At 63.7% G+C, this 23,533-nt stretch carries 25 protein-coding genes; 7 read left to right on the top strand and 18 right to left on the bottom strand.

The window, feature by feature from the left end; genetic code table 11:
• Window positions 1-18: 18 nt before the first annotated feature.
• From ACZ5Y5_RS17515 to ACZ5Y5_RS17490, 6 genes are all read right to left on the bottom strand, one after another.
• Window positions 19-447, bottom strand: coding sequence for a hypothetical protein (locus ACZ5Y5_RS17515; protein WP_464810701.1), 429 nt, complete (start codon window positions 445-447; stop codon window positions 19-21).
• The gene (locus tag ACZ5Y5_RS17510) at window positions 444-1,373 is read right to left on the bottom strand and encodes a Gfo/Idh/MocA family protein (RefSeq protein WP_464810700.1); all 930 of its coding nucleotides are present in this window, start codon (window positions 1,371-1,373) and stop codon (window positions 444-446) included. The genes ACZ5Y5_RS17515 and ACZ5Y5_RS17510 overlap by 4 nt, the downstream gene beginning before the upstream one ends.
• Entirely contained in the window at window positions 1,370-2,347 is a 978-nt protein-coding gene (gene araD1, locus ACZ5Y5_RS17505; protein ID WP_464810699.1) for an AraD1 family protein, read from the bottom strand. Before araD1 ends, ACZ5Y5_RS17510 begins: the two co-directional genes overlap by 4 nt.
• Complete coding sequence (locus ACZ5Y5_RS17500; RefSeq protein WP_464810698.1) at window positions 2,344-3,921, bottom strand: aldehyde dehydrogenase (NADP(+)); 1,578 nt, start codon at window positions 3,919-3,921, stop codon at window positions 2,344-2,346. The genes araD1 and ACZ5Y5_RS17500 overlap by 4 nt, the downstream gene beginning before the upstream one ends.
• A gap of 246 nt (window positions 3,922-4,167) precedes the next feature.
• A complete protein-coding gene (gene glpK / locus ACZ5Y5_RS17495; protein WP_464810697.1) occupies window positions 4,168-5,655 on the bottom strand; it encodes a glycerol kinase GlpK in 1,488 nt (495 codons plus the stop codon).
• Window positions 5,652-7,151: a glycerol-3-phosphate dehydrogenase gene (locus ACZ5Y5_RS17490; protein ID WP_464810696.1), complete on the bottom strand. Its 1,500-nt coding sequence runs from the start codon at window positions 7,149-7,151 to the stop codon at window positions 5,652-5,654. Before ACZ5Y5_RS17490 ends, glpK begins: the two co-directional genes overlap by 4 nt.
• Before the next feature lie 171 nt (window positions 7,152-7,322).
• On the opposite strand from ACZ5Y5_RS17490, the gene ACZ5Y5_RS17485 reads away from it, so the two are divergent.
• Entirely contained in the window at window positions 7,323-7,880 is a 558-nt protein-coding gene (locus ACZ5Y5_RS17485; RefSeq protein ID WP_464810695.1) for a DUF1993 domain-containing protein, read from the top strand.
• 21 nt (window positions 7,881-7,901) lie between these two features.
• On the opposite strand, the gene ACZ5Y5_RS17480 is transcribed toward ACZ5Y5_RS17485, so the two are convergent.
• Entirely contained in the window at window positions 7,902-8,549 is a 648-nt protein-coding gene (locus ACZ5Y5_RS17480) for a TetR/AcrR family transcriptional regulator (RefSeq protein ID WP_464810694.1), read from the bottom strand.
• Window positions 8,550-8,650: 101 nt separating this feature from the next.
• Between ACZ5Y5_RS17480 and ACZ5Y5_RS17475 the strand changes: the two genes are divergently transcribed.
• Window positions 8,651-10,435: an FAD-binding protein gene (locus ACZ5Y5_RS17475; RefSeq protein WP_464810693.1), complete on the top strand. Its 1,785-nt coding sequence runs from the start codon at window positions 8,651-8,653 to the stop codon at window positions 10,433-10,435.
• A 51-nt stretch (window positions 10,436-10,486) separates the two neighbouring features.
• Here ACZ5Y5_RS17475 and ACZ5Y5_RS17470 read toward each other — a convergent pair whose 3' ends face one another.
• Window positions 10,487-10,666, bottom strand: a complete 180-nt coding sequence (locus ACZ5Y5_RS17470; RefSeq protein ID WP_464810692.1) for a hypothetical protein — start codon at window positions 10,664-10,666, stop codon at window positions 10,487-10,489.
• A 298-nt stretch (window positions 10,667-10,964) separates the two neighbouring features.
• Between ACZ5Y5_RS17470 and ACZ5Y5_RS17465 the strand changes: the two genes are divergently transcribed.
• Window positions 10,965-11,378: a BLUF domain-containing protein gene (locus ACZ5Y5_RS17465; protein WP_464810691.1), complete on the top strand. Its 414-nt coding sequence runs from the start codon at window positions 10,965-10,967 to the stop codon at window positions 11,376-11,378.
• A gap of 23 nt (window positions 11,379-11,401) precedes the next feature.
• Here ACZ5Y5_RS17465 and ACZ5Y5_RS17460 read toward each other — a convergent pair whose 3' ends face one another.
• Both ACZ5Y5_RS17460 and ACZ5Y5_RS17455 read right to left on the bottom strand, forming a co-directional pair.
• Window positions 11,402-11,785: a hypothetical protein gene (locus ACZ5Y5_RS17460; RefSeq protein WP_464810690.1), complete on the bottom strand. Its 384-nt coding sequence runs from the start codon at window positions 11,783-11,785 to the stop codon at window positions 11,402-11,404.
• A 109-nt stretch (window positions 11,786-11,894) separates the two neighbouring features.
• The gene (locus ACZ5Y5_RS17455) at window positions 11,895-12,998 is read right to left on the bottom strand and encodes a PepSY-associated TM helix domain-containing protein (RefSeq protein ID WP_464810689.1); all 1,104 of its coding nucleotides are present in this window, start codon (window positions 12,996-12,998) and stop codon (window positions 11,895-11,897) included.
• A gap of 271 nt (window positions 12,999-13,269) precedes the next feature.
• Here ACZ5Y5_RS17455 and ACZ5Y5_RS17450 point away from each other — a divergent pair, with 271 nt between their 5' ends.
• Window positions 13,270-14,535, top strand: coding sequence for a cation:proton antiporter (locus ACZ5Y5_RS17450; protein ID WP_464810688.1), 1,266 nt, complete (start codon window positions 13,270-13,272; stop codon window positions 14,533-14,535).
• A 21-nt stretch (window positions 14,536-14,556) separates the two neighbouring features.
• On the opposite strand, the gene ACZ5Y5_RS17445 is transcribed toward ACZ5Y5_RS17450, so the two are convergent.
• The 5 genes from ACZ5Y5_RS17445 to ACZ5Y5_RS17425 form a co-directional block, all read right to left on the bottom strand.
• Complete coding sequence (locus ACZ5Y5_RS17445; protein WP_464810687.1) at window positions 14,557-14,802, bottom strand: hypothetical protein; 246 nt, start codon at window positions 14,800-14,802, stop codon at window positions 14,557-14,559.
• A 497-nt stretch (window positions 14,803-15,299) separates the two neighbouring features.
• Complete coding sequence (locus ACZ5Y5_RS17440; protein ID WP_464810686.1) at window positions 15,300-16,154, bottom strand: sigma-70 family RNA polymerase sigma factor; 855 nt, start codon at window positions 16,152-16,154, stop codon at window positions 15,300-15,302.
• Window positions 16,151-16,606, bottom strand: coding sequence for a carboxymuconolactone decarboxylase family protein (locus tag ACZ5Y5_RS17435; protein ID WP_464810685.1), 456 nt, complete (start codon window positions 16,604-16,606; stop codon window positions 16,151-16,153). The genes ACZ5Y5_RS17440 and ACZ5Y5_RS17435 overlap by 4 nt, the downstream gene beginning before the upstream one ends.
• A gap of 95 nt (window positions 16,607-16,701) precedes the next feature.
• Window positions 16,702-17,898, bottom strand: a complete 1,197-nt coding sequence (locus ACZ5Y5_RS17430) for a cytochrome P450 (protein ID WP_464810684.1) — start codon at window positions 17,896-17,898, stop codon at window positions 16,702-16,704.
• A 71-nt stretch (window positions 17,899-17,969) separates the two neighbouring features.
• A complete protein-coding gene (locus ACZ5Y5_RS17425; RefSeq protein ID WP_464810683.1) occupies window positions 17,970-19,730 on the bottom strand; it encodes an SLC13 family permease in 1,761 nt (586 codons plus the stop codon).
• A 245-nt stretch (window positions 19,731-19,975) separates the two neighbouring features.
• Between ACZ5Y5_RS17425 and ACZ5Y5_RS17420 the strand changes: the two genes are divergently transcribed.
• Window positions 19,976-20,155: a hypothetical protein gene (locus ACZ5Y5_RS17420; protein ID WP_464810682.1), complete on the top strand. Its 180-nt coding sequence runs from the start codon at window positions 19,976-19,978 to the stop codon at window positions 20,153-20,155.
• 168 nt (window positions 20,156-20,323) lie between these two features.
• On the top strand, window positions 20,324-20,803 hold the full coding sequence (locus tag ACZ5Y5_RS17415) for a DUF2938 domain-containing protein (protein WP_464810681.1): 480 nt from the start codon (window positions 20,324-20,326) through the stop codon (window positions 20,801-20,803).
• Here the strand turns inward: ACZ5Y5_RS17415 and ACZ5Y5_RS17410 are convergent.
• Window positions 20,798-21,034 (bottom strand): hypothetical protein, encoded by a 237-nt coding sequence (locus ACZ5Y5_RS17410; protein ID WP_464810680.1) that lies wholly within the window; start codon window positions 21,032-21,034, stop codon window positions 20,798-20,800. The two genes, ACZ5Y5_RS17415 and ACZ5Y5_RS17410, sit on opposite strands and share 6 nt — an antisense overlap.
• Window positions 21,024-22,331, bottom strand: coding sequence for an oxygen-independent coproporphyrinogen III oxidase (gene hemN / locus ACZ5Y5_RS17405; protein ID WP_464811641.1), 1,308 nt, complete (start codon window positions 22,329-22,331; stop codon window positions 21,024-21,026). The genes ACZ5Y5_RS17410 and hemN overlap by 11 nt, the downstream gene beginning before the upstream one ends.
• A gap of 134 nt (window positions 22,332-22,465) precedes the next feature.
• Here hemN and ACZ5Y5_RS17400 point away from each other — a divergent pair, with 134 nt between their 5' ends.
• Entirely contained in the window at window positions 22,466-23,128 is a 663-nt protein-coding gene (locus ACZ5Y5_RS17400) for an OmpW/AlkL family protein (RefSeq protein ID WP_464810679.1), read from the top strand.
• A gap of 6 nt (window positions 23,129-23,134) precedes the next feature.
• On the opposite strand, the gene ACZ5Y5_RS17395 is transcribed toward ACZ5Y5_RS17400, so the two are convergent.
• A complete protein-coding gene (locus ACZ5Y5_RS17395; RefSeq protein WP_464810678.1) occupies window positions 23,135-23,497 on the bottom strand; it encodes a hypothetical protein in 363 nt (120 codons plus the stop codon).
• Window positions 23,498-23,533 lie beyond the last annotated feature (36 nt).

Here is a 23,533-nt window from a genome sequence, read left to right as displayed (position 1 = left end):
GGCTCTGCCCACCCCCGTTCATGATCCGCCGCGTCTTTGCCGGACAAGGTTCCAGATCAGCTGGACAGCCAGGGCGATGAGCGCCCAGAATAATGCCGTCACCAGGAAGGGCCACGGCCGGAACTGATCTTCTCCGGTCAGTGCGCCCATGAGACTGGCCGACCCCACCACGGAAATGCCCGGATAGTCGATCAGGTAGGGCAGTGGCCATCCCGCCGCCGCGACGGTGCAACCATGCTCGCACCCCATGATCTCTGTATAAAGCGCCCGCGCCTCTCCGGCATAAGCGGATGAGGCGAGTGCGAGAGCCAATCCCGCCATCAGTGCGGCTGATATCCGGGGCATCATCATAGTTCCGCTCAGTTGAGCGGAAATCCGCCTGATGGCAAGATCATCCGCATTGGCCCGGCGGATCATTTCCGCCGGGCCATTATCGTTTTCCGTCAATCCTCGAACGCTGCGGTGGGGGTGTGTTCGCCACACAGGAAGGCGTCGGCCACCAGCCGCAACGGCGCGATGTCGACGTCGATGGCCTCGTCTGTGACCAGCTTGACGAAGCGGCGGTACATGGCCGGATATTCCTCATCGGGCGCTTTCATCTGCACTTCGCCATCCAGCCGCAGCATGTTGCCGCCTTCGGACAGCAGCAGGTTGCCGTCGTCGGTTTCGATCGCGATGTCCCAGGTTTGCGGACCGGTCTGCCGCCAATCGAACACCGCCTCAATGGGAGCGCCCGACGCGGCCACCATCTTTAATTCGGCGCCGATCGGCGCCTGCTTGTTCGCGGGCACCTCCAGCCGGGCCGACAGTAGAGCGATGGGTTCGGCCACGATTTCCGTCAGGATCGACAGGGCGTTGATGCCCGGATCGAACACGCCAAAGCCGCCGGCTTCCCAAATCCACGGCTGTCCGGGATGCCAATGGCGGACATCCTCGCGCCATTGGATCGACACATGCTTGATGGTGCGCTCTGCGAGCCAGGCCTTGGCCGGGGCCACAGCAGCGGCATAGCGGCTGTGCCAGCTGGCGTAGAGCGTCACACCCTGCCGCTCGGCGATGTCGATCAGCGCTTCGACTTCGGACACGGTCGCGCCCGGCGGCTTTTCCAGGAAGACATGCTTGCCCGCCAGCAGCGCCTGCCTTGCCGCTTCATAGCGGACCTGCGGCGGCTGGCAGAGGATGATGGCATCAAGGTCGGGCTCCCCCGCCAGCATCTCCTCAATCGTGCCGTAATTGTTCAGCCCTTCGCCCTGCGCATTGCGGCTGGCGACCGCGACAAGTTCGATGCCGTCCGTTTTGTCGATCGCGGGCAGGTGCTGGTCCCGCGCGATCTTGCCCAGGCCGACCAGGCCCGCCTTGATGGGGCCGGTCATAGCGTGCGCACCTTTGCCTTGCCCTCGTCAGCGGCGCGCTTCAGCGCATTGCGGACGGGCATGGTGAAGGGAGCAGCCGCAACTTCGAAGACGTCGCCTTCCCGCGTCGTGAAACCGTCCGAAAAGGAGAGGGTGGCCGTGCCGAAGAAATGGACGTGCACGTCGCCCGGACGACGGAACGGAGCATATTTGAAATGATGATGCTCCAGATTTTCGATCGTGTGCGACATGTTCGTTTCTCCCGACAGGAAGGGCTTTTCCCACACCGTCTCGCCGTTGCGGAGGATGCGGCTGGTGCCGCGCACATCCGCTGGCAGCTCGCCCAGCAGCAGTTCCGGACCCAACGAAGCTTGCCGCAACTTGCTATGGGCAAGCCACAGATAATTGCCTCGCTCGGTCACATGATCGGAAAATTCATTGCCAATGCAAAAGCCCAGACGCACCGGCATGCCGTCCGCATCGATCAGGTAGATGCCCGCGATTTCCGGTTCCTCGCTGCCATCTTCGGAAAAGGCCGGCATGACGAAATCGTCGCCCGGATTGACCAGGCTCTGGCCGTCGCCCTTGTAGAACCATTCGGGCTGCACGCCGATGGCTTCGCCTTCTGGTTTGCCGCCTTCCAGGCCCATCAGGAACATGCGCATGGAATCGGTAAGGTTGCCCGCGGCGGCAGCCTTGTGCATCTGGTCGCGTCCTTCGGCTGATCCCAGATGGGTAAGGCCGGTTCCAGCCACCAGCAGGTGCGCCGGGTCGTCATGGTCGATGGGGACGAGCAGGGTTACGGTGGTCAGATCGACTGCCTCGCCCAGCTTCGGTTCGGTGAAGGCGGCAAGGCTCTGCCCCGCGGCGATGGCGTCCAGGGCCAGCTGGCGGGTAGAGGCCACCCCCGTCACCCGGCGCGCCGCGCCCGTTTCGTCGAGCGCCGCGACGCCCCGCACATCGCCCTGCGCGAATTGGATCAGCGATCTGATCATGCTGCGATCTCCAGCTTGCCTTCCACCCGCCGGGTGAGCTTCCACGGATTGGCGGCCTGTAATGGCGGGGGCAGCAGCGCGTCGGGCAGATCCTGATAGCAGACCGGCCGCAGGAAACGCATCATCGCGAGCGTTCCGACCGATGTCGTGCGGCCATCCGATGTGGCGGGGAAGGGGCCGCCATGCACCATCGCATGAGTCACCTCGACCCCGGTGGGCCAGCCGTTGGTCAGGATGCGGCCGGCCTTGCGCGAGAGGGCGGGCAACAGCTTCGCCGCATCGGCGCTATCCGCATCTTCCATATGGAGCGTCGCGGTCAACTGCCCTTCAAGACCGGAGATGGTTTCGATCGCTTCATCGATGGTGCGGCATTTTAGCAGGATCGATGAAGAGCCAAACACCTCATGCGCCAGCGCGGGATTGTTGCGGAACCGTTCTGCTTCGGTCGCGAAGAAGGCGTGCTTGCCCCGGTTCGCGCCCTCGGCATCCGCGCCGCGCGCTAGGGTCGTGACGCCTTCGGCTGTCTGAAGCGCGGCCACGCCCTTTTCGAACGACGCGTGGATATCGGGGGTCAGCATGACCTGCGGCTGGCTGGCGCTCAGCGCTTCGGCCGCAGCCGCCACGAAGCGATCCAGATCGGGTCCTTCCAGCGCGATGACGAGGCCGGGATTGGTGCAGAACTGCCCCGATCCCATGGTGAGCGACCCCACAAAGGCCGCGCCAAGGGCGTCCGCCCGAGCAGCCAAAGCGCCCGGCAGCAGGATGACGGGATTGATGCTGCTCATTTCGGCATAGACGGGGATCGGTTCGGCGCGGTTGGCCGCGATCTGCATCAGCGCGATGCCGCCACCCCGCGATCCGGTGAAGCCCACCGCCTTGATGCGTGGATCGCTGACCAGCGCGCCGCCCAGTTCATGGGTCGCGCCGGGCAGATAGGAGAAGACGCCTTCGTGCAGGCCGCATGCCTTGACCGCCTTCTGCACGGCGCGGGCGACCAGTTCGCCGGTGCCGGGATGGGCGGGATGCCCCTTCACCACCACCGGGCAACCGGCGGCGAAGGCCGAGGCCGTGTCGCCGCCCGCCGTCGAAAAGGCGAGGGGGAAGTTGGATGCACCGAACACGGCGACCGGGCCCAGCGGCTGGTTGACGCGGCGCAGGTCGCTGCGCGGCGCGGGCAGGCGCTCAGGCAGTGCGGCATCGATCGTCGCGTCCAGCCAATCTCCCTGCCGGACATAGCTGGCGAAGAGGCGCAACTGCCCGACGGTGCGACCGCGTTCGCCCTCCAGCCGGGGTCGGGGAAGGCCGGATTCGGCCATGGCCGTTTCGATGAGAATGTCGCCGATGGCCAGAATCTGCTCGGCGACGGCTTCCAGGAAATTGGCCCGCGCATCGGGGCTCAGCGTCGAAAAGCTTTCGAAGGCCGCTTCCGCCAGCGCGCAGGCATCGGCAACATCGGCAGGAGAAGCATTGGCGAAGGCCACTCCGCCCTTGTCCCCTGTGGAAGGATGGATGGCAAAGAAGGGATCGCCGCCACGGCGCTCTTCGGCGCCGACCAGAATGGCTCCATTGAACATGATTTCTCCTGAACTCGACTGACCTCGTTGCGACTCACGCCCGATCAAAAATTGCTTCGGGCGTGATCGGTGCGGAAACGGCGGGACCACCGTCATCCGCCAGGCCCGGGCCCGCGCGACGCGATGACATACTTCTCACCTTCCAGCATTGCTCCCTCGAGCCGCTGGCCAGTCATATACTCATACAAATAGCAATTCAAGAAGGCTTTCTAAGTCTCACTTGCCTGCAATGGCGAGAAGCTCCGGTCAGGCTGGCAAAGCAAGGGCATGGCCCAATGCGTCGTGCCAGCCGCGAAGGAGGCGGTCCCGCTCCGCGCTCGATAACGCGGGACTGAAACGCCGGTCAGAGGAGAGGCGCGAGGCCGCGTCTTCCAAGCCGGCCCATACGCCCGTGCTCGCGCCGGCGAGGAAGGCCGCGCCCAAGGCTGTCGTTTCGATGTTGGCGGGCCTGACGATGTCCAGGTCGAGTATGTCCGCCAGGAACTGACAAAGCCAATCATTGGCCACCATGCCGCCGTCCACCTTGAGTTCGGCGGGCCTGACGCCGCTGTCCATTGTCATGGCGCTCAGCAGGTCCGCGCTTTGATAGGCGACGCATTCCAGCGCCGCGCGCACGATATGTTCGGGGCCGGTGGCGAACGTCATGCCCGTCAACATGGCCCGCGCCGACGGATTCCAATGCGGCGCGCCCAGACCGACAAAAGCAGGGACCAGATAAACGCCGCCATTGTCGCTCAGCGATCGAGCCATCGCTTCCGTCTCGGCTGCGGAGGCGACAAGGCGCAGCTTGTCCCGCGTCCATTTGACCCCCGCGCCCGCGACGAAGAAAGCGCCTTCGGTGGCATAGCTCGCCACCCCTTTCGAATAGCAGGCGACGGTGGCGAGCATCCGCTGCTCTGACCGGCAGATCTGGCCGCCAGTGTGCAACATCGCGAAGCCGCCTGTGCCAAGGGTGATCTTCGCGTCGCTGCGACTGAGGCAACCCTGGCCGATCAGAGCGCCCTGCTGGTCCCCCACCATCCCGGCGATCGGCAGCGACAAGCCCAGAATATCCTTGTCCGTTACGCCAAACAGATCGTCATTTTCGCGGACCTCCGGCAATATTTGCATCGGAATGCCGAACATACGGCAGAGGTCCGGGCACCATGCCATCTTGTCAATGTCGAACAGCAAGGTCCGGCTGGCGTTGGTGGCGTCGGTGGCATGCACCTTGCCGCCGGTCAGCCGCCACAGAAGGAAACAGTCGATGGTGCCGAAGGCGAGCCGGCCCTCCTCCGCATCCCTTCGGGCCGAAGGTATGGCGTCGAGCAGCCAGGCGAGTTTGCTGGCGGTGAAATAGGAATCGAGCAAAAGCCCGGTGCGCTCCGTGACCTCCTGCTCCAGCCCCGCGTTGATGAAGCGGCGGCACAGGTCCGCGCCGCGCCGGTCCTGCCAGACGATGGCGGGGTGGACGGGCTTTCCGCTCTCCCGATCCCACAGCACGCAGGTTTCCCGCTGATTGGCGATGCCGATGGCGGTAGTGTCGAGGCCCATGGCCTGTCCCTGCGGCAGCACTTGCCGCGCGGTCGCCACGACGTCGCGCCAGATCGCTTCGGGATCATGTTCGACCCATCCGTCCGCCGGATAATATTGTTTGAGTTCGATCTGGGCGGCGCAGCGCACCTTGGCCGTTTCGTCGATCAGCAGCGACCGGGTGGATGTGGTCCCCTGATCGATCGCGAGCACCGCCTTCATTCTTCTTCTCCCAGCTTGTCGTTCATCCAGGCGGCAAGGGCATCCGCCTCCTCGCGCGTGAAGCGCAAGCCCAGCTTGGTGCGGCGCCAGAGTATGTCTTCGGCCGTGCGCGCCCATTCACGGGACATCAGATATTCGACTTCGCGTTCCGTCAGGCCATGGCCGAAATGCCGCCCACACTCCTCGATCGTCCGCGCATCGCCCAGAATATCGAAGCTGATGGTGCCATAGCAACGGGTGAGCCGCTCGCTCCATGTCTCGTCCAGGAAGGGATAGCGTCGGCGCAGCCGCGCGGTCAGTTCAGCGATGCCCTCCATGGGAAAGTCGCCTCCAGGAAGCGGCGCGCTATCGGTCCAGCCTGCGACGGGCACGCCCGGCATGCGCCCCGCCAGCAACGCCAGTGCGCTTTCGGCAAGGTGGCGGTATGTGGTCAGCTTTCCCCCGAAAATGCTGAGCAGCGGCGGCCCTTCGGCCGCATCGGACAATTCGAGCCGATAGGCCCGGGTCGATGCTTCGGGCCGGCCGGAGCCATCATCGATGAGAGGGCGGACCCCGGCGAAGCTCCATCGCACGTCCGACGGCGTGATCTCATGGCTGAAATAGCGGTTCGCACCCTCGCACAGATAGGCGATCTCCGCCGCGTCAGGCTCGACCTGCAAGGGCGACTCATCATGATCGACGTCCGTGGTGCCGATCAGCGTGAAGCTTCCCTCATAAGGGATGGCGAAGAAGATGCGGCCGTCCGGCAATTGGAAAAAGTAGGAAAAATCATGATCGAACAGGCGCGGGACGACGATATGAGAACCGCGCACCAACCGCATCCGCATGTCGCTTGGCGAATGGGCGAGGCGCAATAGGTCCAATACGGATGGCCCGGCTGCGTTGACGACCGCTCTTGCAGTGAAGACGCGATCTTCACCCGCCGTCACGCGCCAAAGCTCTCCATCCCGGACCAGCGCTGTGGCGGGCGTGCGCGGCAGGACCAGTGCGCCGCGATCCGCCGCATCGCGCAGGTTCAACACAACCATGCGCGCATCATCGACCCAGCAGTCGGAATAGGCAAAGCCGGTGCGGAAGCCGGGCTTCAGCGGCGCGCCCGCTTGATGGCGACGCAGATCGAGCGTCCGGGTGGCGGGAAGCCGCTTGCGGCCGCCGATATGGTCGTAGAGGAACAGCCCAAGCCGCAGCAGCCATCGCGGGCGCAGTCCCCTCTGATAGGGCAGGACGAAGCGCATCGGCCGCACGATATGGGGCGCGATGGCCCAGAGCCGCTCCCTTTCGGAAAGGGACTCGCGCACCAGCCCGAATTCGAAATGCTCAAGGTAGCGCAGCCCGCCATGGATTAATTTGGTCGAGGCCGATGACGTCCCGCGCGCAATGTCGCCTGCCTCCAGGACGATGACGCGCAATCCCCGCCCGGCCGCATCGCGCGCGATGCCCGCGCCGTTGATCCCGCCCCCAATGACCAGCAGATCGCAGTCCGCTTCGTCCCGCATGTCAGATCCCGCTCGTCCTGTAGCGCACAAGCCTGACTATCGAACGCCCAATCTGGTTTCGCAATCGGCAGTTCGTGTGAATTCCTTCCTTTTGTCAGCAAGATCGCTTTATGGTCGTGCTCGTTCCCGCCGTGCGTTGGGACAAGCAGAAGCGGTGAACGAAGGAAGATGATGACGACGCTAAAAGACATTCTTTTGCCCACTTATGTTCAGATGCTGGGCGCGCTTTCGGCCTGGCTCGGCAAGGTCGATGCGGAGAAAATGGAAGACGGCGGCGAGACGCTGCTCGCTGCGCGCCTTGCGCCCGACATGTTCCCGCTTTCGACGCAGATCCGCTTCGCCTGCGTCCAGGCGCAGGAGGGCCTCTTCCGGTTGCGGCAGGAAGCACTTCCACCGTCGATCGCGGAGTTGTTGGAGGAGGGGCGCAACGGCGCTGAACGTCCTGGCTCGATCGCTGACGCGCTGGCCCGCATCAATGCCACCATAGAGTTGGTCGAGGCGGCGGCTGCTGACGCTCCGGATCTAGACCCCGCGACGCCCATCGCCCATAGCCTGCCGCAAGGCATGGTGTTCGACCTGACTGCCGAGCAATATGTTCGGGATTGGGCGCTGCCGCAATTTTATTTCCACCTGAACACCGCCTATGCGATCCTGCGCGCGCAGGGCGTCGAGCTGGGGAAAGCCGACTATGTGGCGCACATGTTCCCCTATCTGCGGCAGCATGCCTAGCGCAGCAGGTCTGCGCCGGAGTCACCCATTTCGTGGCAAAGCGCCGCTCAGGAACATGTCCACGGCATATTCGGCTCTGGCGCGGCGCTCCTCAGGCCCGAAGGTGGCGAGCCCCAGGGACGCCGCTCGCAACGGGCCCGACAGCACCATGTCCTGAAGCATCAGCATCGCTTGGCGCACGTCGCCGCAGATGATCTCGCCCGACCGCGCTGCGTCGGCCAGGATAGCGCTCAGGATGGTTCGGCCGGGGAAATGCTCATCCTCGTCGGTCAGGCGGGCGAGTTCCGGAAAACGGGCGGCCTCCGCCGTGATGATGCAGTGCATGCGTACCAGCTTGGGGTCCAGCATCGCCGCCAGCGCCTGTTCCGACACATCGACCAGGGCGTCACGCAGAGACGCGCTGCGCGCGCGGACGGGCGTGAAGCGCCCTGCCAGTAGCCGGTTGCTGACCTCGACAAACAAGGCGGCCTTGCTGCCGAAGCGCGCATAGAGCGTCTGCTTCGTCGTTCCCGCCGCCGCGGCGATCGTCTCCATCTTCGCGCCGTTGAAGCCCTCCGCCAGGAAAACCGCTTCGGCAGTGTCCAGCATCGCCTTGCGGAGCGATCCCGCTTCCGCCCGGTCAGGCCGCCCGCCGCGCCGCCGCTGAGACTGAACCACGCCCTCGCTCACTTCCATTAACTTGACTCACCGTTGAGTTTTGTCATAGCCATATTTCAGCATAGATACGAGGTGGGCGCCTATGTCCACGCAACAGCCGGGGGAGATGGAGCATGCGGGTTGAGGCAGAGGCGGAGAAGTCGTTCATCCCGCCCAATCCCTGGACGCTTCGACAACCCGCCACCATGCCGCCCGCAGGCGAAGCCATCACCAACTGGGGCCTGGCGATCGACGCGCCGCTGCGGCTCGATGATCCGGATGCACATAAATGGCAGGATGAGGCCGACATGCTGGTGGTCGGCCTGGGCGGGGCTGGCGTCTCGGCGGCGCTGGAGGCTCTGGAGCAGGGGCTCTCGGTCATCGCGCTCGACCTCTATGACGGCGGCGGTTCGTCGGCGGCGAATGGCGGCGTCTATTATGCGGGCGGCGGCACGTCGATCCAGCGCGAGGCGGGTGTCGAGGATGATCCGGAGCGGATGGAGGAGTATCTCCGCTATGAAGTGGGCGATGTCGTCGCCCCCGAAACCCTGCGCGACTTTTGCGAGCAGAGCGCTGAAACCTTCGAATGGCTGCGGCGTCACGGCGCGCCGTTCAGCGCCACGCTCTATTCGAAGAAGACCTCCTATCCGCCGCTCGACAAATTTCTCTACCACCCAGACAGCAGCCTTGCAGGGCCGTTCCGCGACATGACCCCGCCTGCCGCGCGCGGCCATCGAACGGTGCACCGCAACGGCAAGAATCCTTTTGGACTAGGCGTCGGGATCTATGCTCCGTTGAAGGCCGCCGCCCTTGCGCGGGGCCTGAGCTTCCAGGAGCATGCCGACGTCCGCCAGCTGGCGCTCGACGGCGACGGACGGGTGATCGGCGTCCGTGTCGAGCGCCTGGCCGACCCCGCCGTGCGCGAGAAACATAGGCGGCTGGTCGCGACCGCCAACCGCTGGATGACGATGCTGCCTTCGACGCTGCCGGGCGCCCAGCTGACGGTGGGCATCGGCTATCGCTACCTTGCCAAGGCGCACAAGCTTGCCGCCTCCGGCCGCACCAGCGCCTGGCTGCGTGCGCGGCGCGGCATCGTGCTGAGCGCGGGCGGGTTCATCTGCAATCCGGAGATGGTGCGGCATTTTGCCCCCGACTATGCAGCTGGACTGCCCAACGGCACGCTGGGCGACAATGGCAGCGGCATCATGCTCGGCGTCTCGGCCGGTGGGCGCACTGGGCTTATGGAGCGGATCTCCGCCTGGCGTTTCCTGTCGCCGCCGCGCGCTTGGGGACAGGCCATGGTGGTGGATGGAAACGGCCGCCGCTTCGTCAACGAAACCTGGTATGGGGCGCGGATCGGTGATGAGATGGTGGAGCGGCATGGCGGCCGTGGCTACATCATCATGGACCGCAAATTGTGGCGCCAGTCCCTGCGCGACGCCTTCGGCGAGGGCGTGCTGACATTTCAGCGCGACATCACGCTGGTGAACTGCCTTCTGGGAGCTACCAAGGCCGCGACGCCTGAAGCGCTGGCGAACAAGATGGGCTTCTCGCCGGAATTGTTCGTCGATGCGCTCGCAATCTATAATCGCGCGGCGCGGGGCGAAACGCCCGACCCGTTCCACAAAGCGCCCGATGAAATGGCGGAGCTTGCCACAGGGCCATTTTACGCCGTCGACGCGTCCGTTGATGCTCGCCTTTTCCCACTGTCCTGCATGACCGTAGGCGGTCTGGAAGTCGATGAAGCCACCGGCGCGGTAAAGTCGCTGTCGGGCGGCACCGTTCCGGGCCTCTACGCCGCCGGACGCAACGCGGTGGGCATATGCTCCAACCTCTATGTCAGCGGGTTGAGCTATGCCGACTGCGTCTATTCTGGACGACGCGCGGCCCGCGCGATCGCCGGGACGCAGCCCGGCTGACCGCCACGCTCGTCTTTCAGGCACATCGCATGAGAGGTTCTGTGCGCAATCCTAGTGCAGGGCAGTGGACGGCCGCATGGCCGCCATCGCCCGCGCATAGTAGCGGACTGCATTTTCTCGATGAAGGTAGATGGAATCGGGATGTTCGCCGTTGCACAGGGCTTCGCGCGCCTTGTGGGCTTCTTCCTTTGATCGCTGCAACAGATAGTCGGCGTCTTTGGACGTTCTCACTACTGCCCTCTCCTATGAGTCGTTGGGCAGCCAAGGTAAGTGCCCCATACAAAGCGCTGAATCACATTTGTTAGATTCCCTTCCCGCGATCGGCTGCAATTTGGGGCTATGTCGAACGATGTAGATGCGCGCGGGTGCGCGGCTTTATTCTCCAACTTTCTAACCCGTGTGTTGGAGCGGCGCAGGCCATCATGCTAATCTGAAACTGGTTCAGGGAGGCAGGCGGGGCAGGAGCTCACCACCAACCCGTGGGCTCCTGCCCTAGCCGCAAGGTTGAAGGGGGGGAGGGGCGTGGAAGATGTTCAGATGGTTCTATATCAGTTCGAGCCGTCTGGTCGATGACGCCGCCGACGACCTGGTGCGGGACATTGTCGAGGTATCGATCGCCCGCAACCGCTCGCTTGGCGTCACCGGAGCGCTCCTGTTCACGGGCCGGAACTTCGCACAATATCTGGAGGGTCCGCCAAGGGGGGTGGACCAGCTGCGGCAGAGCATCAGCCTGGACATGCGGCATGATAATATCCGGACGATCGCGGAGGGAGAATATGCCCATCCGCTATTTCTCACCTGGTCACTGGCTTATCTCGCGCCCCCGCAACTCTTGTCATGCCGGGCCGAGGAGCTGTTGATTGCCGCCGAGCATGACGGGGGAGTGCATGTAGAAGTCCTGGCGCAATTCCTCTGCGACATGACCGTCGGAGGGCGGAGTTGAGGGCACAGTTCGCGGAACATCAGCTAATGGACGGATGCAACACAGCCAGGCCGCTTGAACCAGCTGTTCGCCGCAGGTGTCCACAGCGCCCCAATGCCTAGCAACAGGATGAATATCAGCTTCGAAGTGGGTGAGTGGAGGGTGCCGTCGAGAAGGCCCATCTGCCCGCTGTTCAGCATGATCGATCCGCCCGCAGCGATCAGGGCGGTCATGGAAATGCGGGCGGCCGTCGATCCCAATATTGAAAAGAGCAGCATCGCAAATAGGATGACGACGGTCAGGCGATATTCCGCCGCACCGGGCAGGCAGAGCGCGTCCATATGAAGATACAGGCATCCAATCGCGAAACCGCTGCCCCCGGCGATGATTGTTGATCCCAGGACGACTTCTAGAGGCGGCGCTTTCATTTCTTCCCCCTGATGAGTGCCGCACCAATCAAATGAGGGGAGGATGGTTCCCATAATTAGGGGTTAAGCGCACGCTCATTATCCCTGTTGATGCAGGCTGCCGGAAAGATCATCGCGCCAGGTGAGTTTCACTGTTGCGCCTGCGCCAGTTGCGGGGTTTGGCGGCGCGCCCTTTGCGCCGGAACCAGAAGGACCAGACCGTGAGCGTCCCCAGCATGCCGAGCGCCAGCCCGGTAAAGGTCATCACGATACGGTAGCCAATACCCCCCACCTTGGCGGCATGCAGGGGATAGAGCATGTTGTAGATCTTGACGACAATGGGCAGCTGCGAAGCGTCGCGGGCCTTCACCAATTGCCCGCTGTCGGCTGCGAACCATAATGTCGTCCGCCCGTTCGGCAGCCACTCGCCCGGCTTCTTCATCCGCACGGTGATGAGGCCGCTTTCCTTCCGGGGGAGGGATAGGCTGCGTATTTCGGCTTCAGGGAAGCGCGCCTGCGCGGCCAGTATGATGCCGCTCCAATCCTGCTGCTGGGCGAGCGGCACATGCGGATAGGATGGCGCTTTTAGGCTGGCGTCGATCTGCGCGGGCGCGCCCGGCCCCAGGATCAGCGCGGCGACCGGACGAAAAACCATGATCGCGCCCGTCAAAAGCGCAAGGATCAGCAGGGGCGAGGCGACTACGCCGAGATCGCGATGGTGCCGCACGATCGCGGGGCGGCTCATCCTCCGGGGCACCAGCCGGAATTCGAAGGTCTTGCGCGTGCGGGTCCACAGGATGATCCCCGATATGACAAAGAACAGCCCGATGATCGCAGCGACGCCGATAATGGTTTCGCCCATGTCCCCCGCGAATAGATGATGATGAAGGTCGAACAGCCACAGCTCCGGCCGTTCCCATTGGCTGCTCCAGCGCGTGATGACATTGCCCGCCTGATCGGTATAGGCGCCGCCGCCATCCGCAAAGCGAAGGCGATGCAGGCCGAAGTCGCGGCTGGCGAAACTGATCATGTCGGGTCGGGAGGCAGGATCAGCCATGATACTTTGCGTCGTAGCGGCGATCGCCGCCACCTCTTGCACCTGGGCATCGGAGGCGTGCGGCACCATCACCCACGCATCCTTGTGCACCAGCAAGGCGCCCGAAAACCCCAGCACCGCCAGCACAAGCCCAATCAACCCGCCGAGCCAGCGGTGCAGAAGATCAAGCGCCTTCAAAAGCTGTAATTCCAGCTGAAGGTGCGGCCGCGCCCGGCGAAATTCTGCACGCTGAATCGCGTAACCGACAAGGTCAAACGCATTGCAACACCCCTTTGAACGAGCGCTCGCTAGCGAAGGACATCTACTAATGCAAGTCAGTCTCAATGACTGCGTGACTTGCGGTGCTCACCTTTTGACCTCCCAGACGGCATTGAGCCGGTAGAGGCGGCGGGTCGGCGCAAGGGAGCGCGGCGCAGAAACGTGGGAGCGGCGGGCGCGTTGGCAATCCATGGAATTGCCGTTCGACGCGCCCCAGCCCTATATCCTTATCCTCACCGGCGCGGGGCTGTTGATCGCGCTTGTCGCCTGGCTGCCGCTCGCTCTCAAGAAATTGCCGCTTTCGCTGCCGATCGTCTGCATACTGATCGGCGCCGGCGTCTTCTGCATTCCGGGCATATATTGGCGACCGTCCCCGCTCGACCATCCGGATATCACTGAACGCTTCACCGAATTCGTCGTGATCATCGCGCTGATGGGCGCGGGTTTGAAGCTTGACCGGCCATTCCAATGGAAGCGCTGGGCTGTCACATGGCGGCTTCTCGCCATCACCATGCCGCTGGGCATCGCGATCATCATGGTGCTTGGCGTTGCGCTGCTGGGCCTGCCATGGGCCATGGCGCTGTTGCTCGCGGCCAGCCTCGCGCCGACTGACCCCGTGCTTGCCGCCGACGTTCAGGTCGGGCCGCCGCGCACAGGCGAGGAAGATGAAGTGCGTTTCGGCCTTACATCCGAAGCCGGCCTCAACGATGGCCTCGCCTTTCCATTCGTCCATCTGGCTATCGCGCTCGCCTTGGCTTCCGGCGGAGACGAGCCCTGGTTCGGGAGATGGCTGGGCATGAACGTGCTGTGGGAAATAACCATCGGCATCATCGGCGGCTGGCTGATCGGCAGGCTTTTCGGCTGGCTTACCTTCCGGGTGCCGGCCCAAACCAAGCTCTCCAAGACGGGGGACGGCCTCATCGCCATCGCGGCGACCTTCGTCTCCTATGGCGTCACGGAAATCCTCAACTGCTATGGGTTTCTGGCCGTCTTCGTCACGGCGCTGACCCTGCGCGCGTCGCATCGCGATCATGAGTTCAACGTGCAGATGCACGACCTGACCGAACAGGTCGAACGGCTGGCGATGATGGCTCTGCTGCTGTTGTTCGGCGGCGCTTTGATAGGCGGACTGCTTGGTCCGCTACGCGCGCTGGACGTGCTGCTGGTCCTGGTCATCATTCTGCTCGTCCGGCCGCTGACAGGTTTGATCGCGCTGATCGGTTTCAAGGCCGATTATTATGAGAAGCTGACCATCGCCTTCTTCGGCATCCGCGGCGTCGGGTCCTTCTATTATCTGGCTTATGGCCTCAACCATATGGAAGCAGGCGACCCGGAAAAGATGTGGGCGATTGTCGGCCTTGCGGCCTTGGTTTCGATCCTGCTCCATGGCCTGACCGTCACGCCCGCGATGCGCTGGCTCGATCGCCGGCAGGGCCGCAACCCCGACCGGGCATGACGGCATCGGGTGAAGCGCGCCCTATGCCTTCTTCAAGCCGCCATCCAGATTGCACAGGACGATGGCGGCATGGTCGCCGCCATGTTTCACCTCATTATGCTGGTGCGCATCGGCCTCGGCCTCCGCCACGGAATGCCTGTCCGGCCCAGCCCAGAAGAAATGTCCCTCCGCACAGGCGGCGTACCAAGTAGAAGAGCTGACGAACGCTCGATAAGTGGCAGCTTTTTCAGGAGTTGCGTAAGACCTGTTCGAGGGCATCTCGACCATATCGGCATCCTTTCCTGCTTGTTGTTACTTGCCTATACTGACTGATGTTGTGAACGGCGCCTTTCCTCGCCGACAGAGCGGCCCCCGCGCGGGGTAGAAACAAAAAGCCCCATCCGATCCGGACGGGGCAGTTTGGGTCGCAAAGCAGGTGTAACCTGCACCTGTAGAGAAGCGGCGGCCGGATGATTCGCCCATATACCCAAAGTTATATTCTCCCTTCATTCCAGCCTGACTTGAACATAGGTTATCGCATGTTCCAGTCTCTGCAAGGGCAATGTTGGGTGATGACAAAGTGGATCAAGATAGAAGGATAGAGAAGAAGGCTAAAGGAAATGGCGTCCACTATCCTATATTTATAGAACGAACTTGTTCGAAATGAACCGGGGGGCGTTCGCGCGTCGGAAACTTCACCAACGTACAACATTGTTGGCTACTGGTTCACGAGATCTGCCAGAAATTGCGCAGCGGTCGTTGCAAAGGGAATGCGCACATGCACCCTAATTCAGCCGAGCCTCCAAATGCTGCAGCTTGTCCGGGTTACGCATCACATAGATCGCCTTGACGCGCCCCTCATCGATCAACAGCGCGGTCGTCTGCAGCATGCCGTCAGGCTCGCGCGTGACGAAGCCCGGCAGCCCGTTGACATAGGCGTAGCGGATCAGTTCCCCGGCCTGTCCGCGCATCAGCCGGGCGATGGCTGCGAAGGTGCGGGTGACTTCGCTTGCTCCCATCATGACGCGGCTTGCCGCAGGCCGCTTGCCGCCCCCATCGGAATAGAGGCTGACGTCCTCCGCCAGCATGGCCCCCAGTCGCCCGATCTCACCCCCGCGCGAGGCGGCGAAAAACGCTTGGGCAATCTCCAGCCCATGGGTCTTTTCGACCGGGAAGCGGGGCGCGGCCGACCGGACATGGTTGCGCGCCCGGCTGGCGAGTTGGCGGCATGCGGCGGGATCGCGATCCAGGCTTAGGGCGATATCCTCGAAACTTTCGCCAAAGACATCGTGCAGCAGGAAGGTCGCCCGCTCGAGCGGGGACAGCCGCTCAAGCGCCAGCATCAGGGGCAGGGTGACATCCTCCACCGCGTCGGGTTCGACCAGCGGATCGGGCAACCACGGGCCGACATATTCCTCACGCCGCACCCGCGCCGACTTGAGCTGGTCCAGGCACAGCCGGGTCACGACGCGGCGGAGAAATGCTTCGGGCACGCGTACGGCCTCGCGGTCGGTGCTCGCCCAGCGCAGCCAGGCATCCTGTACGACATCTTCCGCATCGGCCATCGACCCCAGCATCCGGTAGGCGACCCGCAGCAACGGCGGCCGCAGCGCTTCGAACGTTGCCGCCGCCTCGCTCATTGCTTCCATCCCAGCTCTGGCGCGAACATGTCGAAGCCGACCGCCAGCCGGTTCCAGCCGTTGATCACATTGATCATCATGGTCAGCTTGACCTGCTCCTCCCGATTGAACTGCGCATCCAGCGCTTCATAGACATGCAGCGGCGCGCGCTTGTCGGCAACCAGCGTCAGATGCTCGGTCCAGGCGAGCGCGGCGCGTTCGCGATCGGTATAGAAGGGCGCATCCTGCCACGCCGCCAGCACGGCGATGCGCTGTTCGGTCTCGCCTGCCTGGCGGGCTTCATAGCTATGCATGTTGAGGCAGTTGGCGCATCCATTGATCTGCGACGCGCGGATCTTGACCAGTTCCAGCAGCGACTTTTCCAGCCCGCTCTCCGCCACCTGATTGGAAAAATTGAACCAGGCCTTCAGCAGTTCGGGCGCGGCGGCAAAGGGATTGATACGGCCAGTCATGTTCGCGATTCCTTTCGTCAGGGTTCTGCTGACGAGACGAGGTGGCGAACCGCGATGTGACATGCGCAGGCAAAATTTTTCGCGGGCGCATGCCCTCAGTCGCAAATGATCACGGCATTGCGCAATTCATAGCCGGTAACCAGACGGTTCCAGGTGAGGGAGGGCGGGCGGGCCAGTTTCAATCCCGGCACCTGCATCAGTCGCTCCAGGAACAGGCAGGTTTCCAAAAGGGCGACCTGCGCGCCTGGGCAGCGATGCTCGCCATCCCCGAAGGAAAGGCCGGCGCTGCCATATTTGGCGCTGACCTTCCGCCCCGGCACCACCTGGCAGGGGCGCTCTCCAAAGGCGTCGGCGTCGGTGTTCGCCGCGCGTACATCGACCGCAACGGCGGCGCCCGCTTCCGCGCCCTCCAGCCCCGCCTCGTCGGGCATCCCGCTCTCCAAGCGCCGATAGATATAACCCACGACCGGTTCGAGCCGCAGCAGTTCTTCCAGCAAGGCGAGCTTGCCGCTTTCGTCGGCCGCCAGGAACGAAGCCTTCAGTTCCTCGCGCTCCAGCATGTGCCAGGCGGCCATCACGATGAACTCGCGCGTCGTCGCCATCCCAGCCGCGCCATAGACCAGGCATTCCGTCAAAATCTCCCGGCCATTATAGCCCTCGTCGATCAGGTGAGAGATGACATCGTCCTGCCGCTGCTTCTTGCGGGCGCGGATCGCCGGGGCGACGTCGCGAAAGTAAAAGGACAAGACGCGATATTGCGAGCGCAGGAACCAGCCGAACGCCTTCAGCGCGCCACGCGGCCGGTCGAAGTCGCCCGTGAAGAAGACGTCGAGTCTTTTTGTAAGCCCCGCCGGATCGCTGTCGGTCAGGCCGACGATATGGCTCGCAACCTCCACCGCCAGTTCCAGGCTCAACTGGTCGAGATGCGCGCGCTTGTCCCGCCGGAACCGCTCCACCAGATTGTCGCTCAGCCGGATCATCAACTCGCGATAGCGGGTCGTCACGACGCGTGGGGTGAAGAAGCGGGCGGTCGCGCTGCGCTGGACGCGATGCGCTTCCCCTTCCAGGTAAAGGATGGGCTGACGGGTGGCGCTGCCGATCCTGTTCACCTGCTCGGCCAGGAACCCGGCCTGGTGCACCTTGTCGCTGCGCAGGATGGTGCGCGCCTCGGCAAAGCTGCGGGTGCGGATATTCGGAGCGACGGTGCCGCCTGCTTCCGATGCGGAGGCGGATTTGCGATCGTCGCCGCCATGATGGAAAGGGCAGGCGTCAGAACGGACTTCGGCTTCCATGAGCATGAACCTCACCGGATATGCGTCGCGCGCAGCCTACGCTCCCCGAAGCGAGCGTCAATGGCCGCTTTCTAGATCGGCCAAGCCCAGAGGATCAGCGGGGTTCCGGCGAGGATGACCAGCAGGGACAGCGGCGCTCCCAGTCGCGCATAGTCGCCGAACTTGTAACCGCCCGGACCCAGCACCAGCGTGTTGCATTGGTGACCGATGGGCGTCAGGAAATCGCATCCCGCGCCCACCGCGGTGGCGATCAGGAATGCTTCGGGCCGATAGCCAAGGTCATGGGCAAAGACAGCCGCTATGGGGGCCATGACCAGCACGGTTGCCGCATTGTTGAGGAATGGCGTCACGGCCATCGCCGTCACCAGGATCAGGGCCACTGCTCCCCAGGGCGGAAGCGATGCGGCGATATGGGCAAGCTGCGTCGCGATCACGTCCGACGCGCCGCTGCTCTGCAGTGTCCCGCTCACCGGGATTAGCGCGCCCAGCATGATCAGGATCGGCCATTCGACCGCCTCATAGGCTTCCCGCACCGGCAGCGCGCCCGAAATGACGACCAGCGCCGCTGCGGCGAAGAAGGCGATGGCGACGGGCAGCACGCCTGTCGCGGTCGCGATCATGGCGAGCGCCAGGATGGCGATGGGCAACCAGCCGCGATTGGAGAGGCCAAGGCGGATCGATCGTTGTGCCAGCGGCAGCGCGCCCAACTGGCTGAGGCGGCCCGGCAGCAGGTCCATCGACCCTTGCAGCACCAGAACATCGCCAGCGCTCAGCACGATCTGCCCCACCTTGCTGGTCAGATTCTCCCCCGCCCGTGACACCGCGATCAGGTTGATGCCGAACCGGTCGCGCAGCAGCAGTCGGCCTGCGGTACGGCCGATCAGCGCCGACTGAGGCGTCACGACAGCCTCGATCACGCCGATTTCATCCTTGCCGCCCTCATGATCCTCACCGATCAGCGAAAGGCCGTCGCGCGCAATCACTCTTTCCAGGGCGTCGGGCTCACCCCCCAGGATCAATATGTCGCCTTCCTGCAGATGGACATTGGGATGCACCGCGCCATGCATGTCGCCGCGCAGCACGCTGGTCACGCTGATCTGCTGCTCGTGCCGGTCCGTGAATTCGGCGATGGTTTCGCCGATCGCAGGCGACCCCTCGGGCACCGTCGCTTCAGTCACATAGTCGGAAATGTTGAGCGCTTCGCCCATGCTGGTGGTCCCGCGCCTGTTCTTGGGCAGCAGCCGGTAGCCAAAGCGCAAGAAGATGAGGCCCAGGATCAGCAGCCCGAAACCTGTCGGAAAGAAATCGAACATGGAAAAGGGGCGGCCGGTCATCTCCTCCCGCACGCGGCTGACGATGATGTTGGGGGACGTGCCGACCAGCGTCATCAGACCGCCCAGCAGCGAAGCGAAGGACATGGGCATCAGATAGACGGACGGGCTCGTCTCATTCTTCTTCGCCATTTGCAGCGCAGCAGGCATCAGCATGGCGAGCGCGCCGACATTCTTGATGAGCGCCGATGAAAAGCCGACCGCAGAGGTAAGGAAGAGGAGTTGCGAGCGCACCCGCGTCACCCGCTGCGTGACCAGGCCAAGGATCGCTTCGATCGCGCCCGATCTCTGCACCGCCGCCGATAGGACCAGCGCAGATCCCACGATGATGACGATATCGTCGGAAAAGCCGGTGAAGGCGTCCTTCGGCTTGACGATCCCCACGAGCAGCGCCGCGAGCAGCGCGATCACCGCCGTCACATCATAACGGAAGCGCCCCCAGATGAAGAGCGCCATCATGCCCGCCAGCGTGGCGATCGAAAGCCATTGATCGAGGGTCATGAAGTGGCAGCGCCGCCGACGGTCATTGCACCCAAATGTCTATAAGAGCGGCAAGGCTCCTGAGCAGCGTTGTCATCCACCATGATCGCGCAACGCACGAACGGCAAAGAGGTGGCGTGCAGTGGACTAAGCTCTGAAAATGAAAGTTGCGCTGATGCAGGCGCTTAGGTCGTTACCGAAACGAATCGGTGGCAATGCGCCATGCTGCAATGCTAGGTGAAAGCTTCCGCTTTGGGAGCGCGGCCATGGGCGAGAGCATTTCACAATATCATCGCAGACGCGCGGCTGAAGAAAAAAGCGAAGCGGACCTGCATGCCGGCGACATCACCGCCCAGCGGCACAGGCGCTTGGCGCTCCAGCACAGGGCGCTGGCGAAGGAAGCGGAAGATGTCGAGCGCTCCCCTCCGGAGAAATCCCGCACATAGAATGGCAAAGCGGCATCCATAGCCGAACCGACGCTCCTCGCGCCCACCCTGTCGGACGCGCAGGAGAAAGCGATGCGTTGGGGCCATGAGGGGGTTGCGCCCCGCCGTCAGCGGACTAATCGGTCAAGGCTCCCCAATCCCCTGACCCCCGCTGCGGAATATGCCGGAATGAATGAATTTATCCTCAGAAGTCTCGTGATCGGCGTCGGCGCGACCCTCATCTACGATGTCTGGGGATTTCTTCTGGTCCGCCTGTTCGGCTTGCCCGGTTCGAACTGGAAACTGGCCGGTCGGTGGTTCTGCCATGTTGCACGCGGCAGGCCGCTTCACGACAATATCGGAGATGCGCGCAGCTTTCGCATGGAAAGCCTTGTCGGCTGGACCGTCCATTATCTGATCGGCATCGTTTACGCCGCTCTGCTGCTCGCAATCTGGGGTGTCGAGTGGGGCCGCGATCCTACGCTCCTGCCAGCGCTGATCGTCGGGATCGGGACGATCACTGCGGGTTGGTTCATCATGGCGCCCGCAATGGGCGCTGGTTTCGCGAGCGCCAAGCGGCCCGACGCCAATCGGGTCCGCATCATACAGTTGGCTGGCCATCTGGTGTTCGGCCTGGGCCTCTACGCGGCGGCGCTCATCCCGTTATAGTCCTTCGCTTACTTGGCACTTGCCTGCGCGCGCCCGGTTCCGGTCGCACATCAGCAGGTGACAGCTCAGTTGCTCGTCGCCCGGCCGGGTGGGCCTGTGCCGCCCCGGCGGCGTCCAGCCGGGAGGTGCCTGACCGCAGAAATAGGGCGACCGTTCGGCGAAGTCCGGAATCTGGCCTGCGGCCAGCGTTGCAAAGGCCAGGCTGGCAAGGCCAAGCGCGCTATACCGCATGGCTGAACCGCTTTTCCGCCGGTTGCAGATAGCTGTCGAACGCAGCGGCGATGCTCCGGGCGTAAGGCAGGGCGTCGCGCGTCAGCTGCACGCGCCCTTCGCTCAACCGGACAAGGCCGAGCCGCTCAAACCGCGACAGATCGGGCATGGGCAGACCCACGCCGACATGCGCTTCTCCGCGGCAGAGGATGGCCTCGATGATCCTGCCCCGGCGGCGGTCGTCGGGCGTGCGGAACGTGCCGCGCGCGGCCGAAAGCGCGCCGCGCTCCACCTGCATGCGCCACGGCCCAGCCTGTTTTTCATTCTGCACGATAAGGTCGGGAAACTGGCTGATGGCGCTCGCGCCCAGCCCCAGCAGAATATCGGCGGGGTCGTCGGTGAACCCCTGGAAATTGCGCCGCAGCCGTCCCTCCCGCGCAGCGATGGCGAGGCCGTCCTGCGGCAGCGCGAAATGATCGAAACCGATCGCGTCATAGCCAGAGGCGGTGAGCAGGCGATAACCTTGCGCCGTCATGTCGAAACGCTCGCCAAGATCGGGCAGGCTGCTGCCGTCGATGCGGCGTTGGCGCGGCAAGAGCTGCGGCATATGGGCATAGCCGAATAGGGCGATGCGCCCCGGCCGCATGGCGATGCTCACCTCCAACGTGGCCGTCAGGTCGTCGAGGCTCTGGCCAGGAAGGCCGTACATCAGGTCGAAGCCCGTCGCGATCCCCGCCGCCCGAAGCTGATCGGCAGCGCGCTCCACCATGTCGAGCGGCTGTATGCGGCCGATCGCCGCCTGCACATGGGGGGTAAAGGTCTGTACGCCCAGATTGACGCGGCTGACGCCCATGGCCGCCATGGTGGAAATCCACTTCGCGTCCAGGCGGCGCGAGTCGAGTTCGACTGATATCTCGGCATGGCGCGCGTCGAAGCAGAGCAGCAATTGCTGAAGCAGGCGCACGAAATCGACGAGCGGCAGGGAATTGGGGCTACCCCCGCCAAAGGCGATGCGCGCAACCCGTCCGCGCCCGTTCAGGCGGCCTGCAACCAGCGCGATCTCCCGCTCCAGCGCCTCGACATAGGCGGTCAGGCGCTGGACGCGATTGGCCGCTCCCGTATTGCAGCCGCAATACCAGCATATGTCGTGGCAATAGGGAATGTGGACATAGAGGGAGAGGGGCGCGTCCGCCTCCACCGCGTCCAGCCGGGCGGCGAGGTCGTTCGCGCCGACATCGGCCGTGAACTGCGCGGCGGTGGGATAGCTGGTGTAACGCGGCACTGGCTGGGCCAGCAGATCAGGATGATAGGTCCACATGAGGGAAGCGGATCGCATGGGCCGCCGCTCCCCGCATTGAGGAAGGTCAAATTGCGGCTTGCGCCGGATCAATGCCGCCGCGTTCGCCTGACGGCAGAGCAAAGTCACCGACAACAGGGACGGAGACTTCAGCAATGACCATCAAGACGATTTTACTCGGCGCGGCGGCGACTTGTGCGGCCATCGCGGCGCCCGCGCAGGCCGCGCAGGGCGATGTGCTGGTGCGGCTGCGCGGCATCATGGTTGCGTCCAATGAACGCAGCGGCAGCGTCCTGCCCGCCTTTTCCGGCGAAAAGGTGAAGGTCGATAACAGCGTAATGCCGGAGGTCGATATGACCTATATGGCGACCGATCATATCGGCTTTGAACTGATCGCCGCCACCACCAAGCATAGCGCCAGCGGACGCAGCGGCACGACGGGGGCGATCGGCCGGCTTGCATCCACCTGGGTGCTGCCGCCGACGCTGACGGCGCAATATCACTTCCTGCCCGAAGCCAAATTCCGGCCCTATGTCGGGGCGGGGGTCAACTATACGCTATTCTACAATGAAAAGGCGTCGAATGCGCTGGAAGGCGCGGTCGGCGCGACCAGGGTGCATATGTCGGACAGCTTCGGCTGGGCGGCGCAGGCGGGCGCTGATATCGATTTGACGGACAGGGTCTTCCTGAACCTCGACGTCAAATATATCGACATTGACACGACCGCTCGGCTCTCGACCACCGCTGCGGGTGTGCAGACGGTACGGGTGCATCTTGACCCGCTGGTCTTTGGCGTGGGCGTGGGGATGAAGTTCTAAAGAAGCTCAAGCCGCGGCGAGCGCCTTCACCACGAAGGGCAGGCGCTCGCCATCCGGTTCGGTTAGCGTCAGATAGCTGCCGGGCTGAATGGCATGCGCGTCCAGGCGGAAAAGATTTTCGTCATCCTCCTCGCCCGGTTCATAGGACAGCGCCCAGCCATCCGGCGTCCGCAGCAGGCAACCATGCCGGTCCGGTTCGTTGGGCCAGAAACGACGGACGGTCGCAAGTTCGGGCTTATGGCGATATTCCTGCTCGTCGATCACCCCGTCCCGGTTCAGCGGCAGGCGCATCACATAGCTGCGCGCCGCCGACCCGTTGGGAAAGGCGGGCGTCCGCGCGAGTTCAAGGCGTATTGTCGTCCATGTCATGCCACCCAGATCGGGTTTTCAGGGCCGAAAGGATAT

The organism is Sphingobium sp. TomTYG65 (assembly GCF_055395525.1).
The sequence above is the reverse complement of the archived record's forward strand: the minus strand, read 5'-3'. Positions and strand labels throughout refer to the sequence as shown.